The 25,439-nt window shown below is 68.8% G+C and carries 26 protein-coding genes; 13 read left to right on the top strand and 13 right to left on the bottom strand.

Annotation, left to right across the window (positions count from 1 at the left end):
- Window positions 1-11: 11 nt before the first annotated feature.
- The gene (locus tag MHN84_RS02645) at window positions 12-179 is read left to right on the top strand and encodes a hypothetical protein (protein ID WP_241203068.1); all 168 of its coding nucleotides are present in this window, start codon (window positions 12-14) and stop codon (window positions 177-179) included.
- 60 nt (window positions 180-239) lie between these two features.
- On the opposite strand, the gene MHN84_RS02640 is transcribed toward MHN84_RS02645, so the two are convergent.
- From MHN84_RS02640 to MHN84_RS02625, 4 genes are all read right to left on the bottom strand, one after another.
- Window positions 240-542, bottom strand: a complete 303-nt coding sequence (locus MHN84_RS02640) for a hypothetical protein (protein ID WP_241203067.1) — start codon at window positions 540-542, stop codon at window positions 240-242.
- A gap of 162 nt (window positions 543-704) precedes the next feature.
- Window positions 705-1,706, bottom strand: a complete 1,002-nt coding sequence (locus tag MHN84_RS02635; protein ID WP_241203066.1) for an SMP-30/gluconolactonase/LRE family protein — start codon at window positions 1,704-1,706, stop codon at window positions 705-707.
- Between the two features lie 22 nt (window positions 1,707-1,728).
- On the bottom strand, window positions 1,729-3,117 hold the full coding sequence (locus tag MHN84_RS02630) for an aspartate aminotransferase family protein (RefSeq protein ID WP_241203065.1): 1,389 nt from the start codon (window positions 3,115-3,117) through the stop codon (window positions 1,729-1,731).
- The gene (locus tag MHN84_RS02625; protein ID WP_043406241.1) at window positions 3,114-3,635 is read right to left on the bottom strand and encodes an Lrp/AsnC family transcriptional regulator; all 522 of its coding nucleotides are present in this window, start codon (window positions 3,633-3,635) and stop codon (window positions 3,114-3,116) included. Before MHN84_RS02625 ends, MHN84_RS02630 begins: the two co-directional genes overlap by 4 nt.
- Before the next feature lie 123 nt (window positions 3,636-3,758).
- Between MHN84_RS02625 and MHN84_RS02620 the strand changes: the two genes are divergently transcribed.
- Window positions 3,759-5,252, top strand: coding sequence for a gamma-aminobutyraldehyde dehydrogenase (locus tag MHN84_RS02620; RefSeq protein WP_241203064.1), 1,494 nt, complete (start codon window positions 3,759-3,761; stop codon window positions 5,250-5,252).
- 74 nt (window positions 5,253-5,326) lie between these two features.
- On the opposite strand, the gene MHN84_RS02615 is transcribed toward MHN84_RS02620, so the two are convergent.
- A complete protein-coding gene (locus MHN84_RS02615; protein ID WP_241203063.1) occupies window positions 5,327-6,187 on the bottom strand; it encodes a universal stress protein in 861 nt (286 codons plus the stop codon).
- Window positions 6,188-6,196: 9 nt separating this feature from the next.
- Complete coding sequence (locus MHN84_RS02610) at window positions 6,197-7,708, bottom strand: APC family permease (protein ID WP_241203062.1); 1,512 nt, start codon at window positions 7,706-7,708, stop codon at window positions 6,197-6,199.
- A 161-nt stretch (window positions 7,709-7,869) separates the two neighbouring features.
- On the opposite strand from MHN84_RS02610, the gene MHN84_RS02605 reads away from it, so the two are divergent.
- Window positions 7,870-8,886 (top strand): NAD-dependent epimerase/dehydratase family protein, encoded by a 1,017-nt coding sequence (locus MHN84_RS02605; RefSeq protein ID WP_241203204.1) that lies wholly within the window; start codon window positions 7,870-7,872, stop codon window positions 8,884-8,886.
- On the opposite strand, the gene MHN84_RS02600 is transcribed toward MHN84_RS02605, so the two are convergent.
- Window positions 8,827-9,435, bottom strand: a complete 609-nt coding sequence (locus MHN84_RS02600; protein WP_241203061.1) for a TetR/AcrR family transcriptional regulator — start codon at window positions 9,433-9,435, stop codon at window positions 8,827-8,829. The two genes, MHN84_RS02605 and MHN84_RS02600, sit on opposite strands and share 60 nt — an antisense overlap.
- Before the next feature lie 244 nt (window positions 9,436-9,679).
- On the opposite strand from MHN84_RS02600, the gene MHN84_RS02595 reads away from it, so the two are divergent.
- From MHN84_RS02595 to MHN84_RS02575, 5 genes are read left to right on the top strand one after another with little or no spacing between them, the layout of a single operon-like run.
- Complete coding sequence (locus MHN84_RS02595; RefSeq protein WP_374238304.1) at window positions 9,680-10,765, top strand: polyprenyl synthetase family protein; 1,086 nt, start codon at window positions 9,680-9,682, stop codon at window positions 10,763-10,765.
- Window positions 10,765-12,273, top strand: coding sequence for a phytoene desaturase family protein (gene crtI / locus MHN84_RS02590; RefSeq protein WP_241203059.1), 1,509 nt, complete (start codon window positions 10,765-10,767; stop codon window positions 12,271-12,273). Before MHN84_RS02595 ends, crtI begins: the two co-directional genes overlap by 1 nt.
- Window positions 12,270-13,217, top strand: a complete 948-nt coding sequence (locus MHN84_RS02585; RefSeq protein WP_241203058.1) for a phytoene/squalene synthase family protein — start codon at window positions 12,270-12,272, stop codon at window positions 13,215-13,217. The genes crtI and MHN84_RS02585 overlap by 4 nt, the downstream gene beginning before the upstream one ends.
- A 10-nt stretch (window positions 13,218-13,227) precedes the next feature.
- On the top strand, window positions 13,228-14,748 hold the full coding sequence (locus MHN84_RS02580) for an FAD-dependent oxidoreductase (protein ID WP_241203057.1): 1,521 nt from the start codon (window positions 13,228-13,230) through the stop codon (window positions 14,746-14,748).
- On the top strand, window positions 14,745-15,755 hold the full coding sequence (locus MHN84_RS02575) for a DUF5914 domain-containing protein (RefSeq protein WP_241203056.1): 1,011 nt from the start codon (window positions 14,745-14,747) through the stop codon (window positions 15,753-15,755). Before MHN84_RS02580 ends, MHN84_RS02575 begins: the two co-directional genes overlap by 4 nt.
- Here MHN84_RS02575 and idi read toward each other — a convergent pair.
- Both idi and MHN84_RS02565 read right to left on the bottom strand, forming a co-directional pair.
- Window positions 15,752-16,297 carry an isopentenyl-diphosphate Delta-isomerase gene (gene idi / locus MHN84_RS02570; RefSeq protein WP_374238297.1) on the bottom strand — a complete coding sequence of 182 codons (546 nt, stop codon included), beginning with the start codon at window positions 16,295-16,297 and terminating at the stop codon, window positions 15,752-15,754. The two genes, MHN84_RS02575 and idi, sit on opposite strands and share 4 nt — an antisense overlap.
- 143 nt (window positions 16,298-16,440) lie before the next feature.
- Window positions 16,441-16,926: a CGNR zinc finger domain-containing protein gene (locus MHN84_RS02565; RefSeq protein WP_241203054.1), complete on the bottom strand. Its 486-nt coding sequence runs from the start codon at window positions 16,924-16,926 to the stop codon at window positions 16,441-16,443.
- Between the two features lie 87 nt (window positions 16,927-17,013).
- Between MHN84_RS02565 and MHN84_RS02560 the strand changes: the two genes are divergently transcribed.
- Both MHN84_RS02560 and MHN84_RS02555 read left to right on the top strand, forming a co-directional pair.
- Window positions 17,014-17,880, top strand: coding sequence for an alpha/beta fold hydrolase (locus MHN84_RS02560; RefSeq protein WP_241203053.1), 867 nt, complete (start codon window positions 17,014-17,016; stop codon window positions 17,878-17,880).
- A gap of 30 nt (window positions 17,881-17,910) precedes the next feature.
- A complete protein-coding gene (locus tag MHN84_RS02555) occupies window positions 17,911-18,981 on the top strand; it encodes an AI-2E family transporter (RefSeq protein ID WP_241203052.1) in 1,071 nt (356 codons plus the stop codon).
- Here MHN84_RS02555 and MHN84_RS02550 read toward each other — a convergent pair.
- The 4 genes from MHN84_RS02550 to sdhC are packed head-to-tail and all read right to left on the bottom strand — an operon-like array spanning window position 18,953 to window position 22,395.
- Entirely contained in the window at window positions 18,953-19,723 is a 771-nt protein-coding gene (locus MHN84_RS02550; RefSeq protein ID WP_241203051.1) for a succinate dehydrogenase iron-sulfur subunit, read from the bottom strand. The two genes, MHN84_RS02555 and MHN84_RS02550, sit on opposite strands and share 29 nt — an antisense overlap.
- A 4-nt stretch (window positions 19,724-19,727) precedes the next feature.
- Window positions 19,728-21,482, bottom strand: coding sequence for a succinate dehydrogenase flavoprotein subunit (gene sdhA, locus MHN84_RS02545; RefSeq protein ID WP_221362905.1), 1,755 nt, complete (start codon window positions 21,480-21,482; stop codon window positions 19,728-19,730).
- 13 nt (window positions 21,483-21,495) lie between these two features.
- Window positions 21,496-21,969, bottom strand: coding sequence for a succinate dehydrogenase hydrophobic membrane anchor subunit (locus MHN84_RS02540; RefSeq protein WP_241203050.1), 474 nt, complete (start codon window positions 21,967-21,969; stop codon window positions 21,496-21,498).
- On the bottom strand, window positions 21,970-22,395 hold the full coding sequence (sdhC, locus tag MHN84_RS02535; RefSeq protein WP_241203049.1) for a succinate dehydrogenase, cytochrome b556 subunit: 426 nt from the start codon (window positions 22,393-22,395) through the stop codon (window positions 21,970-21,972).
- A 218-nt stretch (window positions 22,396-22,613) separates the two neighbouring features.
- Between sdhC and MHN84_RS02530 the strand changes: the two genes are divergently transcribed.
- From MHN84_RS02530 to MHN84_RS02520, 3 genes are read left to right on the top strand one after another with little or no spacing between them, the layout of a single operon-like run.
- A complete protein-coding gene (locus MHN84_RS02530; RefSeq protein WP_241203048.1) occupies window positions 22,614-23,030 on the top strand; it encodes a cytidine deaminase in 417 nt (138 codons plus the stop codon).
- Complete coding sequence (locus MHN84_RS02525; protein ID WP_241203047.1) at window positions 23,027-24,322, top strand: thymidine phosphorylase; 1,296 nt, start codon at window positions 23,027-23,029, stop codon at window positions 24,320-24,322. The genes MHN84_RS02530 and MHN84_RS02525 overlap by 4 nt, the downstream gene beginning before the upstream one ends.
- A gap of 10 nt (window positions 24,323-24,332) precedes the next feature.
- Complete coding sequence (locus MHN84_RS02520) at window positions 24,333-25,421, top strand: adenosine deaminase (protein ID WP_241203046.1); 1,089 nt, start codon at window positions 24,333-24,335, stop codon at window positions 25,419-25,421.
- Window positions 25,422-25,439: the final 18 nt, after the last annotated feature.

Genomic DNA, 25,439 nt, shown 5'->3' with positions numbered 1-25,439 from the left:
AGGACGTTGAGATGGCGACGAAGATGGCGAGCGATACGACTGTCACCGCAGCCGTGGTCGATCTGAGGTCTCACCCCGCCTTCAGCGCTGCGGAGCGGCGGGCCAAGGCGATGGAAGAGGCGATGCGCCGTCACCCGTCGTTCCAGTCGCGGACCCCCGCGCCGTTGCACGCCAGCTGACCCCCCACAACAAAGGGGCACCTCCTGGCGGAGGTGCCCCTTTGTCGTCTCGCACCGTGCTCAGCGCACGTTGACGTAGACCGTCTGGCTGCTCACCGAGCGGGTGTTGTCACCGTTGGAGGTGGCGTTCGGTACCGCCTCGCGGACGGCGGGCCCGTGGGTCACGGACACGACCGACGCCTCGTCGAGGGGCGTGCTGCTCTGCCGGTTGACGACGACCCGGTTGCCTTGTGCCTCGAGCGCGCTGATGGTGTCAGCGGCGCTTCCGGCTCCGGTCGGGGCGGCCAGCGCGGGGGCGGCGAACCCGAGGACGCCGGCGGTGAGGGCGGCGGCAGCGGTCGTGGTGATGGTGAATGTCTTCATGGGGTGCTCTTCCCTTGGTCGGGTCGGAGCCGTGGAGCGATGTCGCGCGGTTCTGACTGTGTGAAATTGTCGTTGTCCGACCGGACTTCGTGGTGTGTGTCCGATCCGGCGGGTACAACCGGGCGCTGACGGCAAAGCTTCCCGAATGTGACGCAGTGTGTCTCACAACACGGTGGCGGCGAGCGCGATGCTGCCGAGGTGCGGGCCCCCGATGCTGCCCAGCCAGAGCCGGCCGTTGCTCTCCACCATGCCGGTGACCATTCGCAGCTGCGGATGGGTCGTGCGCATCCCGGCGACCGCGGCGCCGCTGTCGGGGTCGAACGCGACGACCCACACCACCGCCTGGGGCTTCGGCTGCAGCCGCGCGGGCAAGCGCCAGATCAGGGTCCGGAGGAACGGTGGGCCGGCGGCGAGCCGGTCGGCCAGCTGATTGGCCGGCGTCACCATCGCACACCAGATGCGCCCGTCGGCGCCGGTGGACAGGTTGTCCGGCATGCCGGGGAGATTCTCGGCGAGTGGTCGCATCGTCCCGGCGCGGGGCCCGGTGAGCCAGTATGTGGACAGTCGCCGACCCTGGGTTTCGGCCACCACCAGCGCGAGGCCGTCAGCGGTCGGCGTGACCCCGTTGGCGAAGTACAGCCCGTCGGCCACGGTCGTGACGGTGCCGTCGGGATCGAGGCGGTGCAGAGCGCCACGCCCGCGCGCCTCCAGGATGGCGCCCAGGTAGTCGGCCACGGTGAACGCCGTCGTCGACTCGGTGAAATAGATTGTGCCGTCGGCGGTTTCGGTGACGTTGGAGCAGAACTGCAGCCGCCGGCCGGCAATCGTGTCGACCAGAGTTTCGATTCGCCCAGTCCCCGGATCCAGTGCCAGTAGTCCGAGCGGGCTGTCGCAGATCAGCAGCCGGCCGTCGCGCGCGAACGCCAAACCGAGGGGCCGCCCACCGGTGTTGGCGACCACCGTGGGCGCGGTGCCGTCGGGCTCGAAGCGCACGATGCTGCCGTCGAGGGCGCCGGTCCAGAGTCGACCGGCGCCGTCGACGACGACGTCCTCGGGTTCGCCACCCGGGACGACGGTCAGCGTGATGGCCGCCGTCGGGAAATCGGGCAGGGCCTCCACCGGGGGCGCCTGCCAGCGGACGGGATCGATGGGCGGTCTGGCCATCCGCCCAGTCTTGCCGAACGAGCTACATCCGGCGACTGGCCTCGCCCAAGACCGAGTGCAGCACGTCGTAGATCGCGTCGAACTCACGCTGCCCGCAGATCAGCGGCGGCGCGAGCTGCACCACTGGGTCGCCACGGTCGTCGGCGCGGCAGTACAGCCCGGCTTCGAACAGGGCCGGCGTCAGGAACCCGCGCAGCAGCCGCTCGCACTCCTCGTCGTTGAACGTCTCCTTGGTGGCCTTGTCCTTGACGAGTTCGATGCCGTAGAAGAACCCTTCGCCGCGGACGTCGCCGACGATCGGCAGGTCGTGCAGCTTCTCCAACGTCGCCCGGAACGCCGGGGCGTTCTCCTTGACGTGGTCGTTGATGCCTTCGCGCTCGAAGATGTCGAGGTTGGCCAGCGCGACTGCCGCCGACACCGGGTGCCCGCCGAAGGTGTAGCCGTGCCCGAACACCGTGGAGCCGTCGTCGAACGGCTCGAACAGCCGGTCAGAGGCGATCATCGCGCCGAGCGGGGAGTAGCCCGACGTCAAGCCCTTGGCGGAGGTGATGATGTCGGGCACATAGCCGAAATCGTTGCAGGCGAACATCGATCCGATGCGGCCGTAGGCACAGATGACCTCGTCAGAGACCAGGAGCACGTCGTACTCGTCGCAGATCTCGCGGACCCGCTCGAAGTATCCCGGCGGCGGCGGGAAGCAGCCGCCGGCGTTCTGTACCGGCTCCAGGAACACCGCGGCGACGGTGTCGGGGCCCTCGAACTCGATGGCCTCGGCGATCCGATCGGCGCAGTAGCGGCCGAACGCCTTGGGGTCGGAGCTGAACTGCTCGGGCGCCCGGTAGAAGTTGGTGTTCGGAACGCGGAAGCCGCCCGGTGTCGGCGGATCGAACGGCGCCTTGAACGTCGGGATACCGGTGATCGCCAGGGCGCCCTGCGGGGTGCCGTGGTACGCGATGGATCGCGAGATCACCTTGTACTTGCCGGGTTTGCCCGTCAGCTTGAAGAACTGCTTGGCCAATTTCCAGGCACTCTCGACGGCCTCGCCGCCGCCGGTGGTGAAGAAGACCCGGTTCAGGTCACCGGGTGCGTAGCCCGCGATTCGCTCGGCCAGCTCGACCGCGGGCGGCGTCGCGAACGACCACAGCGGGAAGAACGCCAGCGATTCCGCTTGTTTGGCCGCGGCCTCGGCGAGCTCCTTGCGGCCGTGGCCGACCTGGACGACGAACAGGCCCGACAGTCCGTCGATGTAGCGGTTTCCTTCGCTGTCCCAGATGTGGACGCCTTCGCCGCGAGTGATGACCGTGGGCGTGATGCCCGCGCCGTGACGAGCGAAGTGGCCCCACAGGTGTCGGTTGGCCCGGGCGCCCAGGTCGGAGGTGGTTGTTTGGTCCGTTTCGGAGATGATCGTCATCGTGTACCCCAATTGTATTGCTGCTTAACGAGTTTCAGATAAACGAGGGTTTCTGTGGATATCACTCCCGGTAACGCGCGGATCTGGGTGTTGAGAAGCTGCAGGAGGTGGTCGTCGTCTTCGCACACCACCTCGACGATGGCGTCGAAGGAGCCGGCCGTGAGCACCACGTAGTCGACGGACTCCAGGGCGGCGAGCTTTTCGGCGATCTTGGTGGTGTCCCCGGTGCAGCGCACGCCGATCATCGCCTGGCGAGCGAATCCGAGCTGCATCGGATCGGTGACGGCGACGATCTGCATGACCCCGGCGTCCACCATGCGTTGGACGCGCTGGCGCACCGCGGCCTCCGACAGACCGACGGCCTTTCCGATGCCGGCGTAGGAGCGGCGGCCGTCCTGCTGCAGTTTCTCGATGATCGCCTTGGACAGCTCGTCGAGCTGGAAGGCGGCACCGGGACGGGACTGGTTCACTCGGAAGGAGACAGGGCCGACGGCGTGCGGAACGCCCGGGTTGACCATGCCTGAGATTGTGCACGGAATCCGTCGTTTCAGGCAACCATCACCATGAAATCACTCGTTAGGTGTCGTTGACGGTGCCGTAATGCGTAGATTTCTCCGGTGCCGGCACGGTAGTTTTGGCCCATGACCGTGGTTTCTGAGACTGATGTCGCCGGCAGCTGGATCGACGGCGAACCGGTACGCACCGGTGGCGCCTCGCACACCGTGATCGACCCGGCGACCGGTGCGCCTGTCGCCCAGATGGCGTTGGCGGCTCCCGGCGACGTCGACCGGGCCGTCGCTTCCGCACGCGCGGCGCTGCCCGGCTGGTCGGGCGCCACCCCGGCCGAGCGGTCGGCGGTGCTGGCCGCCCTGGCCAAGCTGGCCGACGCGGCAACCGAGACGCTGGTCGCCGAGGAGGTCAGCCAGACCGGTAAGCCGGTGCGGCTGGCGCGCGAGTTCGACGTGCCGGGCAGCGTCGACAACATCGACTTCTTCGCCGGCGCTGCGCGCCATCTCGAGGGCAAGGCGTCCGGGGAGTACTCCGGTGACCACACGTCGTCGATCCGCCGCGAAGCCGTCGGGGTCGTCGCGACGATCACGCCCTGGAACTACCCGCTGCAGATGGCGGTGTGGAAGGTGTTGCCCGCGTTGGCCGCCGGCTGCTCCGTGGTGATCAAACCCGCGGAGATCACCCCGCTGACCACGCTGACGCTCGCCCGGTTGGCCGGCGAGGCGGGGCTGCCGCCCGGGGTGCTCAACGTCGTGACCGGTGCCGGCGCGGATGTGGGGACTGCGCTGGCGGGGCACGCCGGGGTGGACATGGTGACGTTCACCGGGTCGACGGCGGTCGGGCGCAAGGTGATGGCCGCCGCGGCAGTGCACGGGCATCGCACCCAGCTCGAACTCGGCGGCAAGGCGCCGTTCGTCGTGTTCGACGACGCGGATCTCGACGCCGCGATCCAGGGCGCCGTCGCGGGCGCGCTGATCAACTCCGGACAGGACTGCACCGCTGCGACACGGGCGATCGTCGCGCGGGAGGTCTACGACGACTTCGTCGCCGGCGTCGCCGAGGTGATGGGCAAGATCGTCGTCGGCGACCCGCAGGACCCCGACACCGACCTCGGACCGCTGATCACGCTCGCCCACCGGGCCAAGGTGGCCGACATGGTGGCGCGCGCGCCGGGTGAGGGCGGGCGCATCGTGACCGGCGGCGTCGCCCCGGACGGCCCGGGATCGTTCTACCGGCCGACGCTGATCGCCGATGTGTCCGAGCAGTCGGAGGTGTACCGCGACGAGATCTTCGGGCCGGTGCTGACGGTGCGGTCGTTCACCGACGACGACGACGCGATCCGGCAGGCCAACGACACCGCATACGGGCTGGCCGCCTCGGCGTGGACGCGTGACGTCTACCGCGCACAGCGCGCGTCGCGGGAGATCCACGCGGGCTGCGTGTGGATCAACGACCACATCCCGATCATCTCGGAGATGCCGCACGGCGGATTCGGCGCCTCGGGATTCGGCAAGGACATGAGCCAGTACTCACTCGAGGAGTACCTGTCGATCAAGCACGTGATGAGCGACATCACCGGTGTGGTCGACAAGGAGTGGCACCGCACCATCTTCGCCAAGCGCTAGCTGTCGCGAGAGTGCTCTCACTGTCGTGATCTCGCCCGGATCGCAACCGTGAGTGCACTTTCGCGAAAGAGGTCCTACTCCTCGCGAGGCACCACGATCACCGGCACGTCGACGCCGGCGAGGATGCGGGCTGCCGTCGACCCGAGGAAGATGCGGCGCGGCGCGGCGAAGCGGGACGAGCCGACCACCAGCAGGTCGCCATCGTCCCACTTGAGCTTCTTGAGCGCCGACTCCAGCGTCATCCCGTCGGCCACCAGCGACTCGATCTCTGGTGCGTCGGGTAGCGCCCGGGCGGCGACGGCCTGGTTCTCCTCGGCCGCGGCGACTTGCAGCTGCCGAACCTCCCGTGCGCTGCCCGCCTCGGCGAGGTTCTCCGCCGACACCAGCGACAGCATGCGAATCCGCAGTCCGGCGGCGCTGGCCAGTGTGATCGCGAACGGCAGCGGGTTGTCATCGCCGGGCCGGGTGGGCACCGCCGCGGTCACCGCGGCGAACGTCTCGTCGGGATCCTCGGCGTACCCGCGCGGTGCCAGCGCCACCGGCAGCGGTGAGGAGTGCAACAGCGCGCCGGTGACGGGGCCGATGGTGTGCCGGCCGAAGAACCCGTCTCGGGCCCCGCCGACCACGATCAGGTCAGAGGTCTTCTCCACCGCGGCGTCGATCAGCGTCTGCGCGAACGACTCTCCGACGACCACCGACGGGGTCGCCTCGACACCGTCGCGGGCCAGCGCGGCCACCGCCCGCGCCACCCACTCCTGGCCGCGTGCGAGCAGCATCCGCTGGTACTCCTGCCGCCCCGGATGGCCGTCGGGGAGTTCCTCACGCACGACGAGGACGACGTCGACGGTGGCGCCGAACGTCGTGGCGAGTGCGCTGGCCAGTGCGACGCCGTCGTCGCCGGTCGGTGTGGCGAGGTAGCCCACGGTCAGGTGCATGGCGATTCCTTAGTAGACGTCGGGGACCTTGACTTCGGTGCCGGCGTTGAGCGTCTGGCCGCGGAAGAACCGCTTGGTGCCGAAGGCGAAACAGGCCAGCATCAGCGGGATGCCGAGCACCAGCATGCCGATGCCGAGCACGAACACGCCGCCGATCGGGCCGAATGCGGTGTAGCCGTAGTCGGGAGAGATCATGTCCTTGGCGCTGATGACGAACGCGACCGCCATCGCGATCCCGCCGAGAAGCGGAAAGATGCCGCGGAAGAACAGGTTTCGCACGGAGGTGAACAACGTGCGCCGGAAGTACCACACGCAGGCGAATGCGGTGACCCCGTAGTAGAAGGCCACGGCCAATCCCAGCGACGCCACCGAATCCGCAAGCGCGTTCTCCGACAGCACCTTCAGGAGCAGGTAGAAGAACAGTGCGGACAGTCCCATCACGATGGTGCCGAACGCCGGGGTCATGTAGCGCGGATGCACGGCGGCGAAACGCTTCGGAATCGCTTCGTACACCGCCATCGACAAGGTGCCGCGCGCGGTCGGCAGGATCGTGGTCTGCGTCGACGACAGCGCCGACACCGAGACCGTCAGCAGCAGGGCCGATGCGGCGATGGTGCCGGCCACCGGTTCGCCGAGCACGGTGAGTACGTCGTCGGTGTTGTTGGGATTGTTCAGCCCGATCCCGACGTCACCGAAGCCGGCGAAGGACTGCAACGCATAGGCCACCAAGACGTAGGTGCACACCAGGATGAGCGTGGTGATCACCGCGGCGATGCCCGGTGTCTTGCCGGGATTCTTCGTCTCCTCGCCGACGGCCAGGCAGGCGTCCCACCCCCAGTAGATGAAGATGCACAGGATCACCGCGGCCGCGATCGACGAGGTGTCCAGTCCGCTCGGCCACAACCAGGACCACTGCGGTGTGATCGCTTGCGCCCCGGCGCTTCCCGTGAACACCCGGAACAACGCGAGCACGCTGACGACGATCAGCACGCCGAACTGGATGGCGATCAGGATGTTCTGCACCCGTTCGCTGACCACGATGCCGCGCGCCGAGATCAGCGTCATCGCGATGATGAAGAAACAGCCCAGCGAAACCGTCGCGACAGGATCGTCGGCCAGCGAGTCCAGACCGAGGAAGTTGTACAGGTAGATGGCGGCGATCTCGGCGACGTTGGCCAGCACGATGATCGCCGACACCGCCAGTCCCCATCCGCCGATCCAGCCGATCCACGGCCCGAACGCCTTGGTGCCCCAGGTGAATGTGGTTCCGCAGTCCGGGGTGTCCTGGGACAGTTCCTTGTAGGCGAAGGCCACCAGCAGCATGGGAATGAACGCCAGCACGAACATCGAGGGCGCCTTCTCCTGCACCTCGAGCACGACGTAGCCGAGGGTGGCCGCCAGGCTGTACGCCGGCGCGACCGCGGCCAGGCCGATCACGACATTGCCCACCAGGCCGAGGGCGCCCGCCTGCAGACCCTTCCCGCCGACCGCGGGTGTCGACGGTTCCTCCGTGATCGCCATGCGCGGAAATATACGGACCTGTCAACGATCTGGCAGGACAGTGCGAAAAAGCTGTGGGTGCCTGTCGGCCGACGGTGAATTCGAGGTCGATGCGCGGTGGCCGCTTGTATCGATGCCATTGGCATCGTAATGTGGCCGCGGCGCAACGAGGAGGCGGATCACTGGACATCGCGGTCACCGGAGCAACCGGATATGTGGGGGCCCACACGGCGCGCGCGTTGCTCGCGGCCGGTCATCGCGTGCGCCTGCTGGTGCCTTCGGCCGAGGCGCATGCGCCGGTGCTCGGGCGCCTCAGCGCAGCGGGACAGGTGACAGTCCACGTCGGCGACATCTGTTGCGACGCAGACGTTGTCGCGTTCGTCGACGGCGCGGACGCGCTCGTGCACGCGGCCGGTGTGGTCGGCACCGACGAGCGGCGGGTGCGGCTGATGTGGGACGTCAACGCCTACGCGACGGAGGCGATCCTGCACCGCGCGGTCGAGCGTGGCCTCGATCCCGTGCTGACCGTGAGCAGCTACAGCGCGCTCTGGCCGCCCCGCGACGGGGTGATCTCACCGAGCACACCCACCACCGAGGGCCGTAGCGCGTATGCGAAGACGAAGGCGTACGCCGATCGGGTCGCGCGCAACCTGCAGGCAGCGTGCGCCCCCGTCGTCGTCACCTATCCGTCCAGCGTCGTCGGTCCGGCGTTCGGTACCGCTCCCGGCGTGACCGAACGCGGCTGGGCGCCGATCCTGCGTTGGGCCGTCGCCCCGAGAGTGCGCGGCGGCATGCAGATGATCGACGTGCGCGACGTCGCCGATGTGCACGTGCGCGCGATGCGTCCCGGCCGAGGGCCACACCGCTACGTCTGCGGGGGAGAACTGCTGAGCTTCGACGACATGGTCGACGCGCTGTCGGCCGGTCTCGGTCGGCGTATCCGGCGAGTCCGGTTGCCCGCCGCAGCATTGATCGCCGCGGCCCGCGCCGCCGATCTGCTGGCACGGCACGTGGCTCTGCCCGACGGACTGAGCTACGAAGCGGCCACCCTGCTGCTCGCCGCCACACCCACCGATGACAGCGAGACACTGCGGGACCTCGACATGAGCTGGCGGCCGGCGCGCGAGGCGATCATCGCGTCAGTGCGGGGGAGCCGCACGGATGCTCGCGGACAGCAGCTCGGCGATCCTGCGCCGTAGCGCGTCGGTGTCGTCTTCGACCGCGACGGTCGTCGTCACCAGCGCCGCGCCCGCTGCCATCACCAGCACCGCACGGGCGTCGCGCTCGGCGCGCCGCCGGGCGGCAGGGGTGTCGGCGGCCAGGTGTTCGGCGAACAGCGCGACCGCGGGCGTAGTGAAGTTCGCCCAGAGAGCCCTGCGCACGGCGTCGTTCTCCCGCAGCGTCAGCAGCAGTCCGGGAACTGCTTCGCTGACGTCGCGTCGGCTGAACAACTCGTAGCTGCCCCGCACCACCCATTCGATCCAGCCCGCCAGATCCGTGCCGGCGAACGGCGTCAGGTCCGGGGTCTGCCCGAGGATCGCGTCCAACACCAATTCGGCCTTGGAGTTCCAGCGCCGGCTCAAGCTGGCGCGGCCCACGCCGGCTCGGGCCGCCACCATGCGCACGCTGAAGTCGTCCCAGCCCACCTCGAGCAGCAGTTCGCGCGTCGCGGCCAGCACACGCTCGTCGATCGTGGCGTCCCGTGGTCGCCCGCCCGCCGCTGCGGCGGGGGGTTCATCGCGGATCATCCGACGATTCAAACAGGCACCTGACGCCACGGTGTAGTCGTGCTTGCGATCCCGCAGGTGCTATTCGCAGACATACGTGCTTGGCTTCTCAGTGGGTACAACCACGCACGAGGAATTTCCGGGGTCCGACCAATCCGGCCCGAAGGTCGTAACGAATGGAAGGTGCCGCGGCGGTCCGGCGAGGACGCATCACCAGAGGAGTGTGGGTTTGAGGGACAGCGAGTGGGCGCGCACGCGCCTGGTCATGTCGGGGGCGCGGCCCGCTACCACGGACCCGCTGGGTGCTTGGCGCGATGACCTGCGCGCCGAGGTGCGTGAACATCTGGCTGACTTCGTCCGCTCCGAGTGCGTCGGTCGACTCGCCGCAGCCAACGTCGACATCGCCGGTGATCTCCTCGCCGATTTCCTCGACGGCGGCAAGTACGTGCGGTCGACGTTCATGTACGTCGGCTGGCTGTGTGGGGCCGGCGAGAGCGACGCGGCCGTGCGCGCGTCGGCGAGCCTGGAGTTACTGCACGCGTTCGCGCTGATCCAGGACGACGTCATGGACTGCTCACCGCTGCGCCGCGCCCGGCCGGCCGCCCACGTCTCGTTCAGCCGGTGGCATCGCGACCGCGGACTGGCGGGCTCGTCGGACCGGTTCGGCGAGTCGGCGGCGATCCTGATGGGCGATCTGTGCCTGGTGTGGGCCGAGCAGATGCTGCGCCGCAGCGGTGTCGGGCAGCCCGCCCTGGAGCGGGTGTGGCCCCACTACGACGACATGCGTACCGAGTTGGCGATCGGTCAGTTCGCCGACCTGGTCAACAGCTCACATGCACTGCCCACCCTCGAGGAGGTTCTCGACGTGCTGCGTCGAAAGTCAGGCAACTACACCGTGCGCAGGCCACTGGAGATCGGCGCCGTGATGGCCGGCTGCGACGGCGACGTCGTCGACGCGCTGTCGGCCTATGGTGCGGCGATCGGCGAGGCGTTCCAGCTGCGCGACGATCTGCTCGGGGTGTTCGGCACACCGTCGCTGACCGGCAAGTCAGCCGGCACCGACATGGAGGAACGCAAGGCCACCAGCGTGATCATCGCCGCCTACCAGCTGGCCGATGGACCGCTGCGGGATCAGCTGTTCGAGCTGATGAACCGCCCGCACATCGACGCCGAGGCCGCCGAGCACTGGCGCAACCTGATCGTCGCCAGCGGTGCCGTGACATGGCTCGAAGAGCTGATCGCCGACCGGCACAGCCTGGCCCTGGATCATCTCGACTCCGTCGAACTGCCTGACTTCGCCCGGGCCGCGCTGGCCGACATGGCCGTCGCCTGCACCCAGCGGGCGGCGTGATGCGTACCGTCACCGGACGCACGGACCGCGTCGTCATCGTCGGAGCCGGACTGTCGGGACTCTCGGCGGCACTGCAGCTGGCCGGCCGCGGCCGCCAGGTCACCGTCGTCGAGCGCGGCGCTCACCCGGGCGGGCGGGTCGGCCGCGAAGACATCCGCGGCTACAAGATCGACACCGGTCCCACCGTCCTGACGATGCCGGACATCATCGACGACGCGTTCGCCGCCGTGGGTGACACGCTGGCCGCGCGGCTGCCGATGGAGCGGGTCGACCCGGCGTACGAGGCGCGGTTCGCCGACGGCAGCGCGGTGCACGTCCACACCGACGCAGCCGCCATGGCCGCGGAGGTGGAGCGTTTCGCCGGCCGCGAGCAGGCCGACGGGTATCTGCGTCTGCGGGACTGGCTGACCAAGCTCTACCGCGCCGAGTTCGACGGCTTCATCGGCGCCAACTTCGACTCACCGCTGTCGCTGCTGACCCCGCAGCTCGCCCGGCTCGCCGCACTGGGCGGTTTCCGCGGGTGGGAGCGCATGGTGCGCCGCCACATCACCGACGAGCGACTGCTGCGGGTGTTCACCTTCCAGGCCCTCTATGCGGGTGTGCCACCGCAGAGCGCTCTGGCCGCGTATGCGGTGATCGCCTACATGGACACGGTGGCCGGGGTGTACTTCCCGCAGGGCGGGGTCCGGGCGCTGCCCGACGCGATGGCGGCCGCCGCCTCCGACGCGGGTGTCGAGTTCATCTACAACGCAACGGTTTCCGAGCTCGAGTTCAGCGGGTCGCGGGTGACCGCGGTGCGCACGGCCGAGGGTGTCCGGGTGCCGGCCGACGCCGTCGTGCTCACCACGGAGCTGCCCGACACCTACCGTCTGGTGCGTCGCACACCCCGTCGGCCGGTGAAGCTGCGGGCCGCGCCGTCGGCGGTCGTCGCGCACGTCGGCTGCGAGGCGGTCGGGGAGGCCGCCGGCCACCACACGATCTTGTTCGGCGACGCCTGGCACCAGACGTTCGACGACATCATCGACGAGGGCCGCACCATGCGGGATCCGTCGCTGCTGGTGACCCGGCCGACGGCCGGCGACCCGTCGCTGGCTCCCGCGGGACGCGACCTTCTCTACGTCCTCGCCCCCGCGCCCAACACCGATGTCGGCGTGGTGGATTGGGACACCGTGGGACCGGGCTACGTCGAGGACATGATCGACACCGTCCGCAAGCGCGCCCCGGGTGTCGCCGACGACGCCGAGGTGCTGCACGTCGTGACCCCGGCGGACTGGGGCAGGCAGGGCATGGCCGCCGGTAGCCCGTTCGCGTTGGCGCACACGTTCTCTCAGACCGGGCCGTTCCGGCCGGCCAACACCGTCCGCGGCGTCGACAACGTCGTGCTGGCGGGTTCCTCCACCGTCCCCGGGGTCGGCGTGCCGACCGCGATCCTGTCCGGTCGGCTCGCCGCGGACCGCATCACCGGGGTGCACAACAGCCAGCCCACCTCGGAGGTCAGCTGCTCATGATCCACACCGAGCTCGACGCGGCGGGTGTCCGCGATCCGTCACTGCGTGACGCCTACCGGCAGTGTCGCAGCCTGAACGCCCGCTACGGCAAGACGTTCTTCCTCGCCACCCGGCTGTTGGCCCCGCGGCAGCGACCCGCCGTGCACGCGCTGTACGGCTTCGCGCGCTTCGCCGACGACATCCTCGACGATCTCGACGACCCGCGCACCGTCGACGAACGCGCCGAGCAGCTGCAGCAGCTGTCCACGCGGTTGTTCAACGCCCTGGTCGAGAACCAGCCGTGCGGGGACGACCCGGTGCTGGCCGCGGTGGTGCACACCGCCCGCAAGTACGACATCGGGTGGGACCTGTTCGACGACTTCCTCGCCTCGATGCGGATGGATCTCACGGTCACCGACTATCCGGACCGCGCCGCCCTCGAGAAGTACATGTACGGGTCGGCCGAGGTGATCGGGCTGCAGATGCTGCCGATCCTGGGCACTGTCGTGCCGCGGCAGGAGGCCGCCCCGTACGCCGCGGCGCTGGGCAAGGCGTTCCAGCTCACGAATTTCCTGCGCGACGTCGACGAAGACCTGCACCGCGGGCGGGTGTACCTGCCCGCCGACGAGCTCGCCGTCCATGGCGTGGACCGGGATCTGCTGCGGTGGTGCCAGGCCAATCGGCGCACCGAACCTCGGCTGCGTGCCGCGTTGGCCGAACAGCACGCCATCACCCGCAAGACCTATGACGACGCCGAACCCGGCATCGGCAAGCTCGCGCCGGCGTCACGGCCGTGCGTTGCGGCCGCGGCGACGTTGTACTCGGAGATCCTCGACCGCATCGAGGCCTCGGACTTCGACATCTTCGGTCGGCGCGCGACCGTGGGCAAGCCGCGTCGCGCAGTCGTCGCGCTGGCCGGGCTGGGCAAGTCGTGGGTGGCCCGCGCGCGGCACGGGAGCGTGTGATCGGTGGCTCGTGACTGACCGTCGCCGACAGACCTGGCCCGCCCGCCCCGGACGTCCAGCGATCACGGGGGACGGCGCCCCACCCCGCGTGGTCGTGGTGGGTGGCGGAATCGCCGGCCTCGCCGCGGCCACGGGCCTGGCTGAACGCGGGGTCGCCGTCGACGTCGTCGAGAGTCGGGACTACCTCGGCGGCCGGGTGGGCGGCTGGGACGAGACGCTGGCCGACGGGTCGCAGACCGGGATGAATCGCGGCTTCCACGCCTTCTTCCGGCAGTACTACAACCTGCGGGCGCTGCTCAGCCGGGCCGATCCGGGCTTGTCGGCGCTGACGCCGGTGGCCGATTACCCGCTGATCGACGGCGCCGGCCGGCAGGACACGTTCCGCGGGCTGCCGCAGACGCCGCCGCTGAATGCGTTGGCATTCGCGTTGCGCAGCCCCACTTTTCGGGTGCGAGACCTGGTGCGCATCGACGCGAAGGCCGCCGCGCCGCTGGCCGCGGTGTCGGTACCCGACACCTACCGTCTGCTCGACGATCAGGACGCGCAGACGTTCCTGCGCGACATCAACTTTCCCGACGCGGCGCGTCACCTGGCGTTCGAGGTGTTCGCCCGCAGCTTCTTCGCACGTCCCGAGGCGTTGTCAGCCGGTGAGCTGGTGACGATGTTCCACATCTACTTCCTGGGCTCGAGCGAGGGCCTCATCTTCGATGTCGCGAACGCCAATTTCGACGTGGCTCTGTGGAATCCGTTACGTACCTATCTGAGTGGACGCGGCGTGGTGTTCCACACCGGGAAGACGGCCGAGTCGGTGACGACAGGGGACGGGGTGACGGTCCACACGACCGGCGGTGACGTCCTCGACGCCGACGGTGTGGTTCTCGCCACCGACGTCGCCGGTCTGCAGCGCATCGTCGCGGCGTCGCCCGAGCTCGGTGATGCGCCGTGGCGGGAGCGGGTCGCGGCGATGGGCACGGCGCCGCCGTTCGTGGTGCTGCGGTTGTGGCTCGATCGGCCGGTGCGCCCGGATCGCGCCGCGTTCGTCGGGACGGGCGGTCGCGAACCGCTCGACAACATCAGCGTGGTGGAGCGTTACGAGCGGGAAGCGGCGCGCTGGTCGGCACGCACCGGGGGATCGGTCGTGGAACTGCACGCCTACTCGGTGCACGAACCGCTGGACACCGTGCGCACCGCGCTGATCGAGCGGATGCACGAGCTCTACCCTGAGACGGTGACTGCTTCGATTGTCGACGAGCGGCTGCTGCACCGCGACGACTGCCCGCGTTTCGCTCCGGGCGACTTCGCCGACCGGCCGACCGTGCGTACCCCTGATCCGCGAATCATGCTGGCGGGCGACGGGATTCGCATCGATCTGCCGGTCGCCTTGATGGAGCGCGCCGCGACGACGGGTTGGACGGCTGCCAACGAGTTGCTGGGCGGATTCGGAGTGGCCGGACATGTGCTGCACACGGTGCCCAACCAGGGGCGCTCCGGGCTGCTGAGGCGCCTGGCGACCGCAGGAGCACCCCGATGAGCGACGCGACGGGCTGGCGCGCACGGATGGCCGCGGCCTCGCCGTTCGAGCTGCTCCCGGCGCTCGACTGGGCGGGCCAGACCCCGACCTATGCCGAGGCCAGTCCCACGCTGATCACCGCCGCGCTGCGTCGTGCCCAGCGCAAGGCGGGCGGCAACTGGTTCGCGTTCGCCGAGAGCTCGACGCTGACCACCGCGGCGCTGGGGACGAGGGTCGCGGGCCGCGAGATCGTGGCGTGGCGTGGGGCCGACGGCGGGCTGCTGGTCGCGCCGCGCGCCTGCCCGCATCTGGGCGCCGATCTGGCCACCGCTCCGGTGGAGTGCGGCACGCTGGTGTGCCCGTGGCACGGCCTGCGGCTCGGGGAGCGCAGGCATGGCACGTGGAAGCCGTACGCCTCCCACGACGACGGCGTGCTGTGCTGGGTGCGATTCGACGACGCGGTCGACCCGGCGACGTCGCCGTTGTCGGACACCCCGCCGCCGATGCCGCGCCCCGGCGCTCCGGCGCTGGCCGCGGTGACCCGGCTCGAGGGGATCTGCGAGCCGGCCGACGTCGTGGCCAACCGGCTCGATCCCTGGCACGGCGCCTGGTTCCACCCGTATTCGTTCACCCAGCTCAAGGTGCTCAGTGCCCCGCCGGCCGAGGACGATCTGCCCGACGCGCTGGACCGGTTCGTCGTCGACGTCACGTTCCGGATCGGCCGCTTCGGGGTCCCGGTGATCGCCGAGTTCACCACACCCGGCCCGCGTACGGTCACGATGCGGATCATCGAGGGCGAAGGGCAGGGCAGCGTCGTCGAGACCCACGCGACACCGCTGGGCCCGGGCCGTGACGGGCGACCGAGGACCGCGGTGGTGGAGGCCGTCATCGCGCATTCGGATCGACCCCATTTCGGCAAGGGGCTGGTGGCCGGTCCACTGTTGCGGCCGCTGATGCGGCGCGCGGCCGCCCGGCTGTGGCGCGACGATCTGGCCTATGCCGAGCGACTGTTCGAGACCAGGAACTAACGACCCGACGGGACGCCGGCGTTGTCGAGCAGCGGGATCTGCTCGGCGGCCCACGGGCTGATCGCCCAGCCCAGGCCGGCCGCAGTGCGGGCGTCTTCCCACGGCACCCACCGGTAGTCCATGACTTCCTCCGGGTCGGCGCGCACGGGCCCGTCGACGCGGCCGCAGTAGACCGGGCACAGCTCGTTCTCGGCGACGCCGTCGGCTGCCACGGCGTAGTAGCGGAAGTCGGGAAGCACGCACGTCAGCTCGGCGATACCGACGCCCAGTTCTTCGCGCACTCGGCGGTGCACGGCGTCGGTCATCGACTCGTCGGGGGCGGGGTGGCCGCAGCAGGAATTGGTCCAGATGCCGGCGAAGGTGCGTTTGTGCAGGGCCCGCCGCGTCAGCAGGACGTTGCCGGAGTGGTCGAAGAGGTAGCAGGAGAACGCCAGGTGCAGCGGTGTGGCTTCGTGGTGCACCTGGGCCTTCGGTGCGGAGCCGAGGGGCCGGCCGGCGTCGTCGACCAGGACGACCAGTTCAACAGTGTGCGAAGGCGCCATGACCGGCATTCGTCACCACCCCCGCACCGGATGGGTCCGTCCGGCGAGCGCATGGGTCCGTCCGGCGAGCGCGCGCGTCTGTACACCGACGCGCCGCCGCAGCTGGCATTTTGCGCGCGCTCAACGGCAGCGAGCGCGCACGGTCAGTCCGCTCGGCTCCGCCGGTAGTGCCGCCGGGCCTTCATCCGGTTGCCGCAGATCGCCATCGAGCACCATCGCGCGGTGTTGGGCTTGCTGCGATCGAGCAGGAACAGCTGGCATTCGGTGTTGGCGCACGGCCGCAGGCGCCCTGGACTGCTGATCCGTAGCGTGTCCCACGCGATGACGGCCCGGGCAGCGGCATCGACGGCCTCGAGCTGCCAGTCGATGCCGTCGTCGGTGACGACAGGTCGCAGCGCCACGCCGTCGAGAAACGGCTGCACCGCCGACCCGGACTGATCGCCCCGGACCACCGCCTGCAGCACCTGTCGAGCGGCGATGAGGTCTGCGCGCTCGCGCTCGTCGATCTGGCGCTCGGCGAGCCAGCCCGACGTCAGGAGGTCGCTGGGCACGCCGTCGACGACCGGAGTGGTGTTGAGCAGGTCGAGCAGCAGTGTCTCGTCGGCGGGATCGGCTACCGGCAACTCCATGACTAACCTCCTAAATGCTATTGACAGGTTACACCGCGACCGGTTCACTGGGTGCTAACCGTTAAAAACAATTTTAGGAGTTACATCGTGAACGTGGTCCACCATCGGTACGCCACCGTCGCCGGTCGCCAGATCTTCTACCGTGAGGCGGGCACCCCGGGCGCGCCGGTGATCGTGCTCCTGCACGGCTTTCCCACCAGCTCGTTCATGTTCCGCAACCTGATGCCCGAACTGGCCGACCGCTACCACGTGATCGCACCGGACTACCTCGGCTTCGGCTACTCCGACGCGCCGCCGGCCGACGAGGTCGACTACACCTTCGACGCACTGACCGATCTGATCGCCGGCCTGCTCGACCAGCTGGAGGTGACCAACTACGCCATGTACGTGCAGGACTACGGCGCCCCGGTGGGCTGGCGGCTGGCACTGCGCGATCCGCAGGCGATCGCCGTGATCATCACGCAGAACGGCAACGGCTACGACGCAGGCTTCGTCCCCGAGGGCTGGGCGGCGGTCTGGGACTACCAGCGTGAGCAGACACCCGCGACGGCGGCCGCGCTGCGAGAATTCCTGTCGTTCGAGGCCACGCGGATGCAGTACGTCGCCGGAGTGCCGGACCCGAGCGTCGTCAGCCCGGACACCTGGCATCACGACTACGCGCTGCTGTCCCGTCCCGGCAACGACGCGATTCAACTGGCGCTGTTCAAGGACTATGCGAGCAACCCGCGGCTCTATCCCGCGCTACACGACTATCTGCGCACCAGTGCGGTGCCGGTGCTGGCGGTCTGGGGAGACAAGGACCCGTTCTTCGGGCCCGACGGCGCCCGCGCGTTCGCCGCCGACGCCGTCGACGCCGAGATCCACCTGCGCGACGGCGGCCACTTCCTGCTGGAGAGCGACCTCGCTGCCGTCACCGCGTTGATCCGCGATTTCTTGGCCCGCCGCTGGCGGTGAATCCACCGTCTGGGTGGGTAGAAGGGGCGGGTGGACCGCGGCGAGGTATTCAACAGACATCTTCACTCGACGGCGAGTGCAGCGGGTCGCCTCGTGGTGGTCGCGGTGGCGCTGTGGGTGCTGGCGTGGGTGATCGGGAAGACGTGGGTGATCCTGCTGCCCGTGGCGCTGGCCCTGATCGTCTGCACGGTGTTGTGGCCGCCGGTGCGCTGGTTGCGCGGCAAGGGGTTGCCTGCCGCCGCCGCCGCGCTGCTGGTGCTGGTGGCGGCGGTCGCCGTCGTGGCCGGCATCATCGCCGCGATCGCACCGGCGATCGTCAGCCAGGTCAGCGAGATGGCCGAGCAGGCGAGCGCCGGCGTCGTGCAGGTGCGTGACTGGCTGGGCGGCCCGCCGCTGAACATCAGTGACGCGCAACTGAATTCGGCGGTCGACGCGATCAACGACACGTTGAATTCCAGTAGCACCAAGATCGCCACGGGTGTGTTCACCGGTGTGGAAGCCGCCACCTCGGCATTGGTCACGCTCTTCACCGCGGTGGTGGTGGCGTTCTTCTTCCTCAAAGACGGGCCCGGCTTCCTCCCGTGGTTGCGGCGCGTCACGGGTCTGCCTGCAGCCCCGCATCTGGCGGAGATCCTGCAGCGCGTCTGGTCCACCCTCGGCGGGTTCATCCGAACACAGGCGCTGGTCAGTCTCGTCGATGCGGTCCTCATCGGCATCGGGCTGCTTGTCGTCGGCGTACCGCTGGCCTACGCGCTGGCGATCATCACGTTCATCGGCGGGTTCGTGCCGATCGTCGGCGCGTTCGTCGCCGGCGGGCTCGCGGTGCTCATCGCGCTGGTCGCCAACGGCCCGGTCAGCGCCTTGATCGTGCTGGGCATCATCGTCGCCGTGCAGCAGCTCGAGGGAAACGTCCTGCAGCCGTGGCTGCAATCGAAGTCGATGAAGCTGCACGCGGTGATCGTGCTGCTCGCGGTGACGCTGGGGGCCTCGACCTTCGGGGTGATCGGGGCGTTCCTCGCGGTGCCGGTGGCCGCGACGGTGGCGGTGATCCTGCGCTACTACGACGAGCAGGTCAGCGGGCGAACATCAACGCCCGCTTGACCTCCTGGATCGCCTTGGTCACCTCGATGCCGCGCGGGCAGGCCTCGGTGCAGTTGAACGTCGTGCGGCACCGCCACACCCCGTCGACGTCGTTGAGGATGTCCAGCCGCTCGGCCGCACCTTCGTCGCGGCTGTCGAAGATGAACCGGTGGGCGTTGACGATCGCCGCAGGGCCGAAGTACGAGCCCTCGCTCCAGTACACCGGGCAGCTCGTGGTGCAGCACGCACAGAGGATGCACTTGGTGGTGTCGTCATAGCGGGCGCGGTCGGTCTGGCTCTGAATCCGTTCCCGGGTGGGCTGATTGCCCGACGTGATCAGATACGGCTTGATCGCGCGGTAGGCGTCGAAGAACGGCTCCATGTCGACGACGAGGTCCTTCTCCACGGGCAGCCCGCGGATCGGCTCGATCGTGATGGTCAGCTGCTTGTCGGGGTTCTTCGGCAGCATGTCGCGCATCAGCACCTTGCACGCCAACCGATTCACGCCGTTGATGCGCATGGCGTCCGACCCGCACACGCCGTGCGCGCAGGACCGGCGGAACGTCAACGTCCCGTCGAGGTACCACTTCACGTAGTGCAGCAGGTTCAGCAGCCGGTCGCTCGGCAGGCACGGCACCCGAAAGCTCTGCCAGCCGGCGTCATCGGGTGACTCGGGGTTGAACCGGGCGATCTTCAGCGTCACCATCACCGCACCCTCGGGCACGGGGGGAGTGTCTTGCTTGTCCAGAACAGGCGCGCTCATGTGATCAGTACTTCCGTTCCATCGGCTCGTACCGCGTCTGCACCACCGGCTTGTAGTCCAGCCGGATGTCGCTCAGCAGGTCCGATCCGTCCTTGTAGGCCATGGTGTGACGCATGTAGTTGGTGTCGTCGCGGTTCGGGTAGTCCTCGCGGGCATGGCCGCCGCGGGACTCCTTGCGGTTGAGCGCACCGACCACGGTGACTTCCGCCAGCTCCAGCAGGAAGCCCAGCTCGATGGCCTCGAGCAGATCGCTGTTGTAGCGCTTGCCCTTGTCCTGCACGGTGATTCGGGCGTAGCGCTCCTTGAGCGCGTGGATGTCGGTGAGCGCCTGCTTGAGCGTCTCCTCGGTGCGGAACACCGCCGCGTTGTTGTCCATCGACTGCTGCAGCGCCCCGCGGATCTCGGCGACGCGCTCGTTGCCGTGTTCGGAGAGGATGTCGCCGACCCAGCCGACCACCATGTCGGCTGGCTTCTCGGGCAGGTCGACGAAGTCGTGTCCGAGTGCGTAATTCGCGGCGGCGATGCCGGCACGGCGGCCGAACACGTTGATGTCGAGCAGCGAGTTGGTGCCCAGCCGGTTGGCGCCGTGCACGGACACACACGCGCATTCACCGGCGGCGTACAGACCCGGGACGACGGTGGTGTTGTCCGAGAGCACCTGGCCGTTCACGGTGGTCGGGATGCCGCCCATGACGTAGTGACAGGTCGGGTAGACGGGCACCAGTTCCTTGACCGGGTCGACGCCGAGGTAGGTGCGGGCGAACTCGGTGATGTCGGGCAGCTTGGCCTCGAGGACGTCCTCGCCGAGGTGACGCACGTCGATGTAGACGTAGTCCTTGTTCGGTCCGGCGCCGCGGCCCTCGAGCACCTCGAGCACCATCGAGCGGGCGACGATGTCGCGCGGTGCCAGGTCCACGATCGTGGGCGCGTAGCGCTCCATGAACCGTTCGCCTTCGCCGTTGAGCAGTCGGCCGCCCTCGCCGCGCACGGCCTCGGAGATCAGGATGCCCAGACCGGCCAGACCTGTCGGGTGGAACTGGTGGAACTCCATGTCCTCCAAGGGAAGTCCCTTGCGGAAGATGATGCCCAGCCCGTCACCGGTCAGCGTGTGGGCGTTGGAGGTGGTCTTGTACATTCGGCCCGACCCGCCGGTGGCGAACACGATCGCCTTGGCGTGGAAGACGTGGATGTCGCCGGTGGCGAGTTCGTAGGCGATGACGCCGGTGGCGACCGGGCCCGACGGGGTCTCGGTCATCGCGATGTCGAGGGCGTAGAACTCGTTGAAGAACTCCACGTCGTGTTTGACGCAGTTTTGATACAGCGTCTGCAGGATCATGTGGCCGGTGCGGTCGGCGGCGTAGCAGGCCCGCCGCACGGGGGCTTTGCCGTGGTCGCGGGTGTGTCCACCGAAACGGCGCTGGTCGATGCGGCCCTCGGGGGTGCGGTTGAACGGCATCCCCATCTTCTCGAGGTCGAGCACCGCGTCGATGGCCTCTTTGGCCATGATCTCGACGGCGTCCTGGTCGGCGAGGTAGTCGCCGCCCTTGACGGTGTCGAAGGTGTGCCACTCCCAGTTGTCCTCTTCGACGTTGGCCAGAGCGGCGCACATGCCGCCCTGGGCCGCGCCGGTGTGCGAGCGCGTCGGGTACAGCTTGGTCAGCACGGCGGTGCGCACGCGCGGGCCGGCCTCGACGGCGGCCCGCATGCCGGCGCCGCCGGCACCGACGATGACGACGTCGTAGCGGTGTTCTTGAATCATCGTGAGCTCCCGATCAAGAGATGGACGCGTCGAACGTCAGCAGCACGTAGGTGCCCAGCACCAGCACGAACACCATCGACAAGGCCAGCAGGGAGTTCAACCAGAACTTGGTCGAATCCTTGCGGCTGTAGTCGGCGATGATCGTGCGCATGCCGTTGCCGCCGTGCAGCTGAGCGAGCCAGAGCAGCAGGAGGTCCCAGGTCTGCCAGAACGGCGAGGACCAGCGCTGCGCGACGAAGTTGAAGTCGATGCGGTACACGCCGCCGTCCCACATCAACATGATGAACAGGTGGCCGAGCGCCAGGAAGACGAGCACCAGGCCCGAGAAGCGCATGAACAGCCAGGCGTACTTCTCGAAGTTGGGCATGCCGCCCGCGCGCCGCGGCGCCCGGGGGTTGTCGAGGCTGGCCGGCCGGTCGTGGCTGCGCTGCATGACCGGCGCGCTGCCGCCGCGGTCGCTGATGTGGTCGTACGGGTTCTCGGGCATTTAGAGGAACCTCTCCGCCATGTGCATGCCGATGACACCGATCGACGCGATCAGCACCGCGATGAACACGCCGGCGACGACCCACAGCATCTTGCGTTGGTGGCGCGGGCCCTCGGACCAGAAGTCGATCAGGATGACGCGGATACCGTTGAGCGCGTGGTACAGCACGGCGGCGACGAGGCCGAGCTCCATCAGTCCGATGATGGGTGTCTTGTAGGTCTCGATGATCTCGTTGTAGGCCTGCGGGCTGACCCGCACGAGCGCGGTGTCCGTCACGTGGACGAACAGGAAGAAGAAGATCGAGGCACCGGAGATCCGGTGCAGAACCCACGACCACATCGCGGGATCGCCGCGATACAGGGTTCGTCGGCGCGACGGCTGCGAGCGTGGTGCCGCAATGTCGTCCGATGATGTTGCCGTACTCATCTGACCCCTCCAACGCCATCGGTGGATGCTCGGAGATGTGCCCGTCGGTCGGTTCTCCGAACCTCGCAGCGACTCTAATCTCCTTTGTACTGCCGAACGAACTAGCCTGTGGCCGTATGCCCTCGGAAAAGGGCGTTTATTAGGGTCACCTATCTGATACTGCTGGTCACGAGGCGGGGGGTTCGGAATGGATTCAGAATCTGCTGGAAAGGCCTGACGTGAGCGCCGACATCGACTGGGAGTTGTTGCGCCGCAAGGCTATTGACGTGTCAGGTCATGCGTACGCACCCTATTCGCGGTTTCCGGTGGGGGCGGCTGCGCTGGCCGACGATTACCGAATAGTTACCGGCTGCAATGTGGAAAATGTCTCATATGGCCTGGGTCTCTGCGCCGAGTGCGCAGTGGTCTGCGCCCTGGTCTCCAGCGGTGGCGGGCGCCTGCTCGCACTGGCCTGCGTCGGCCCCGACGGCGCGACCCTGATGCCGTGCGGACGCTGCCGCCAGGTGCTGCTCGAACACGGCGGCCCCGACATGCTCGTCGACCACCCGGCGGGGCCACGCCCGCTGAGCGAGCTGCTGCCCGACGCGTTCGGACCGGACGACCTGGCCCGTGCGCCCGGAGGGGAATCGGCGTGACCCAGAACACTTTCGGACCGCGTTTCGATGCCCCCACCGTCATCCGGACCAAGCGGGACGGCGATGCGCTCTCCGACGCCGCGATCGACTGGGTGATCGACGCCTACACCCACGATCGCGTCACCGACGGGCAGATGGCCGCGCTGCTGATGGCGATCTTCCTGCGGGGCATGTCCGGGCACGAGATCGCGCGCTGGACCGCGGCGATGGTGGCCTCGGGGGAGCGGTTCGACTTCTCCGACGTGGGCCGCCCGACCGTCGACAAGCATTCGACCGGTGGGGTCGGCGACAAGATCACGATTCCCTTGGTTCCGATGATCATGGCGTGCGGGGGCGCTGTCCCGCAGGCGGCCGGGCGGGGCCTGGGACACACCGGCGGCACCCTGGACAAGCTGGAGTCGATCGCCGGGTTCACCGCCGAGATCACCAAATCGCAGATCCATCAACAGCTTCGGGATCTCGGTGCGGCGATCTTCGCCGCCGGGGAGCTGGCGCCCGCCGATCGCAAGATCTACGCGCTGCGCGACGTCACCGGCACCACGGAATCGCTTCCGCTGATCGCGAGTTCGGTGATGAGCAAGAAGATCGCCGAAGGGGCTGCCGCGCTGGTGCTCGACACCAAGGTCGGCTCCGGGGCGTTTCTGGCCACCGAAGCGGAGTCGCGTGAGCTCGCGGCCACGATGGTGGCGCTGGGGCGCGAGCACGGGGTCGCCACTCGCGCGCTGCTGACCGACATGGAGGTGCCGCTGGGGCGCACGGTCGGTAACGCGGTCGAGGTGGCCGAATCACTCGAGGTACTCGCCGGCGGTGGACCGGAGGACGTGGTCGAGCTGACCGTTGCGCTGGCGCAGGAGATGTGCGACGCGGCAGGACTCGACGCCGTCGATCCGGCCCAGACGCTGCGTGACGGGTCGGCGATGGACTCCTTCCGCGCGTTGATCGCCGCTCAGGGCGGTGACCTCGCGGCGCCGTTGCCCGTCGGTGCCCACAGCGAGACCGTGGTGGCCCCCCACGGTGGCACGATGGGGGACATCGATGCGATGGCCGTGGGACTCGCGGTGTGGCGGCTCGGAGCGGGCCGCTCCGCACCGGGTGAGCGCGTGCAGTTCGGCGCCGGGATGCGCATCCACCGTCGGCCCGGTGAACCCGTCGCCGCGGGGGAGACGGTGTTCACGCTCTACAGCGACACCCCCGAGCGCTTCGGGCCGGCGCTGTCCGAACTCGACGGGGCCTGGCGGGTGGGCGGCGAGGCGCCACCCGTGCGTCCGCTGATCATCGACCGGATCACGTGAGGAGAGCCAGATGACGACACCGTTGACGCTGGAGAACATCCGACAGGCGCCCAAGGCGCTGCTGCACGATCATCTCGACGGCGGGCTGCGGCCGCAGACGGTCCTCGAACTGGCGGAGGAGACGGGATACGACCAGCTGCCCGCACACGATGCCGAGTCGCTGGCGACGTTCTTCCGCACGGCCGCGCACAGCGGCTCCCTGGTTCGGTATCTCGAACCGTTCGCCCACACGGTCGGCGTCATGCAGACTCCCGAGGCGTTGCATCGGGTCGCGTTCGAGTGCGTGGAGGACCTCGCTCACGACAACGTCGTCTACGCCGAGATCCGGTTCGCCCCCGAGTTGCACATCGATGGCGGGCTGTCGCTCGATGCGGTCACCGAGGCGGTGTTGGCGGGCTTCGCCGACGGAGAGAAGGCGGCCGCGGCTGCGGGGCGCCCCATCGTGGTGCGGACTCTGGTGACCGCGATGCGGCACGCCGCGCGCTCGCGCGAGATCGCGGCGCTGGCGATCCGGTTCCGCGACCGCGGGGTCGTCGGGTTCGACATCGCCGGCGCGGAGGCCGGTTACCCGCCCACCCGTCACCTCGATGCGTTCGAGTACATGCGAAGCAACAACGCGCGCTTCACGATTCACGCCGGCGAGGCGTTCGGGCTGCCCTCGATCCACGAAGCCATCGCGTTCTGCGGGGCTGATCGGCTGGGCCACGGGGTGCGCATCGTCGACGACATCACCGTAGATCCGGACGGCACGGCGCGGCTCGGTCGGCTGGCGAGCCTGCTGCGCGACAAGCGCGTGCCCTTCGAGATGTGCCCGAGCTCCAATGTGCAGACCGGCGCCGTGGGCAGCATCGCCGAGCATCCGTTCGACCGGCTGGCTCGGCTGCGGTTCCGGGTGACGGTGAACACCGACAACCGGCTGATGAGCGACACCTTCATGAGCCAGGAGATGTTCCGGCTGGTCGAGGCGTTCGGCTACGGGTGGAGCGATCTCGAGCGGTTCACGATCAACGCGATGAAGTCGGCGTTCATCGCCTTCGACGAGCGGCTCGCGATCATCGACGAGGTGATCAAACCCCGCTACGCCGTCCTGATCGGCTGACCCCCGTCCCGCGAGCGC

It is taken from the genome of Mycobacterium sp. PSTR-4-N, assembly GCF_022348085.1.
Taxonomy (GTDB): domain Bacteria; phylum Actinomycetota; class Actinomycetes; order Mycobacteriales; family Mycobacteriaceae; genus Mycobacterium.
This window is presented reverse-complemented; position numbering and strand designations above follow the sequence as displayed.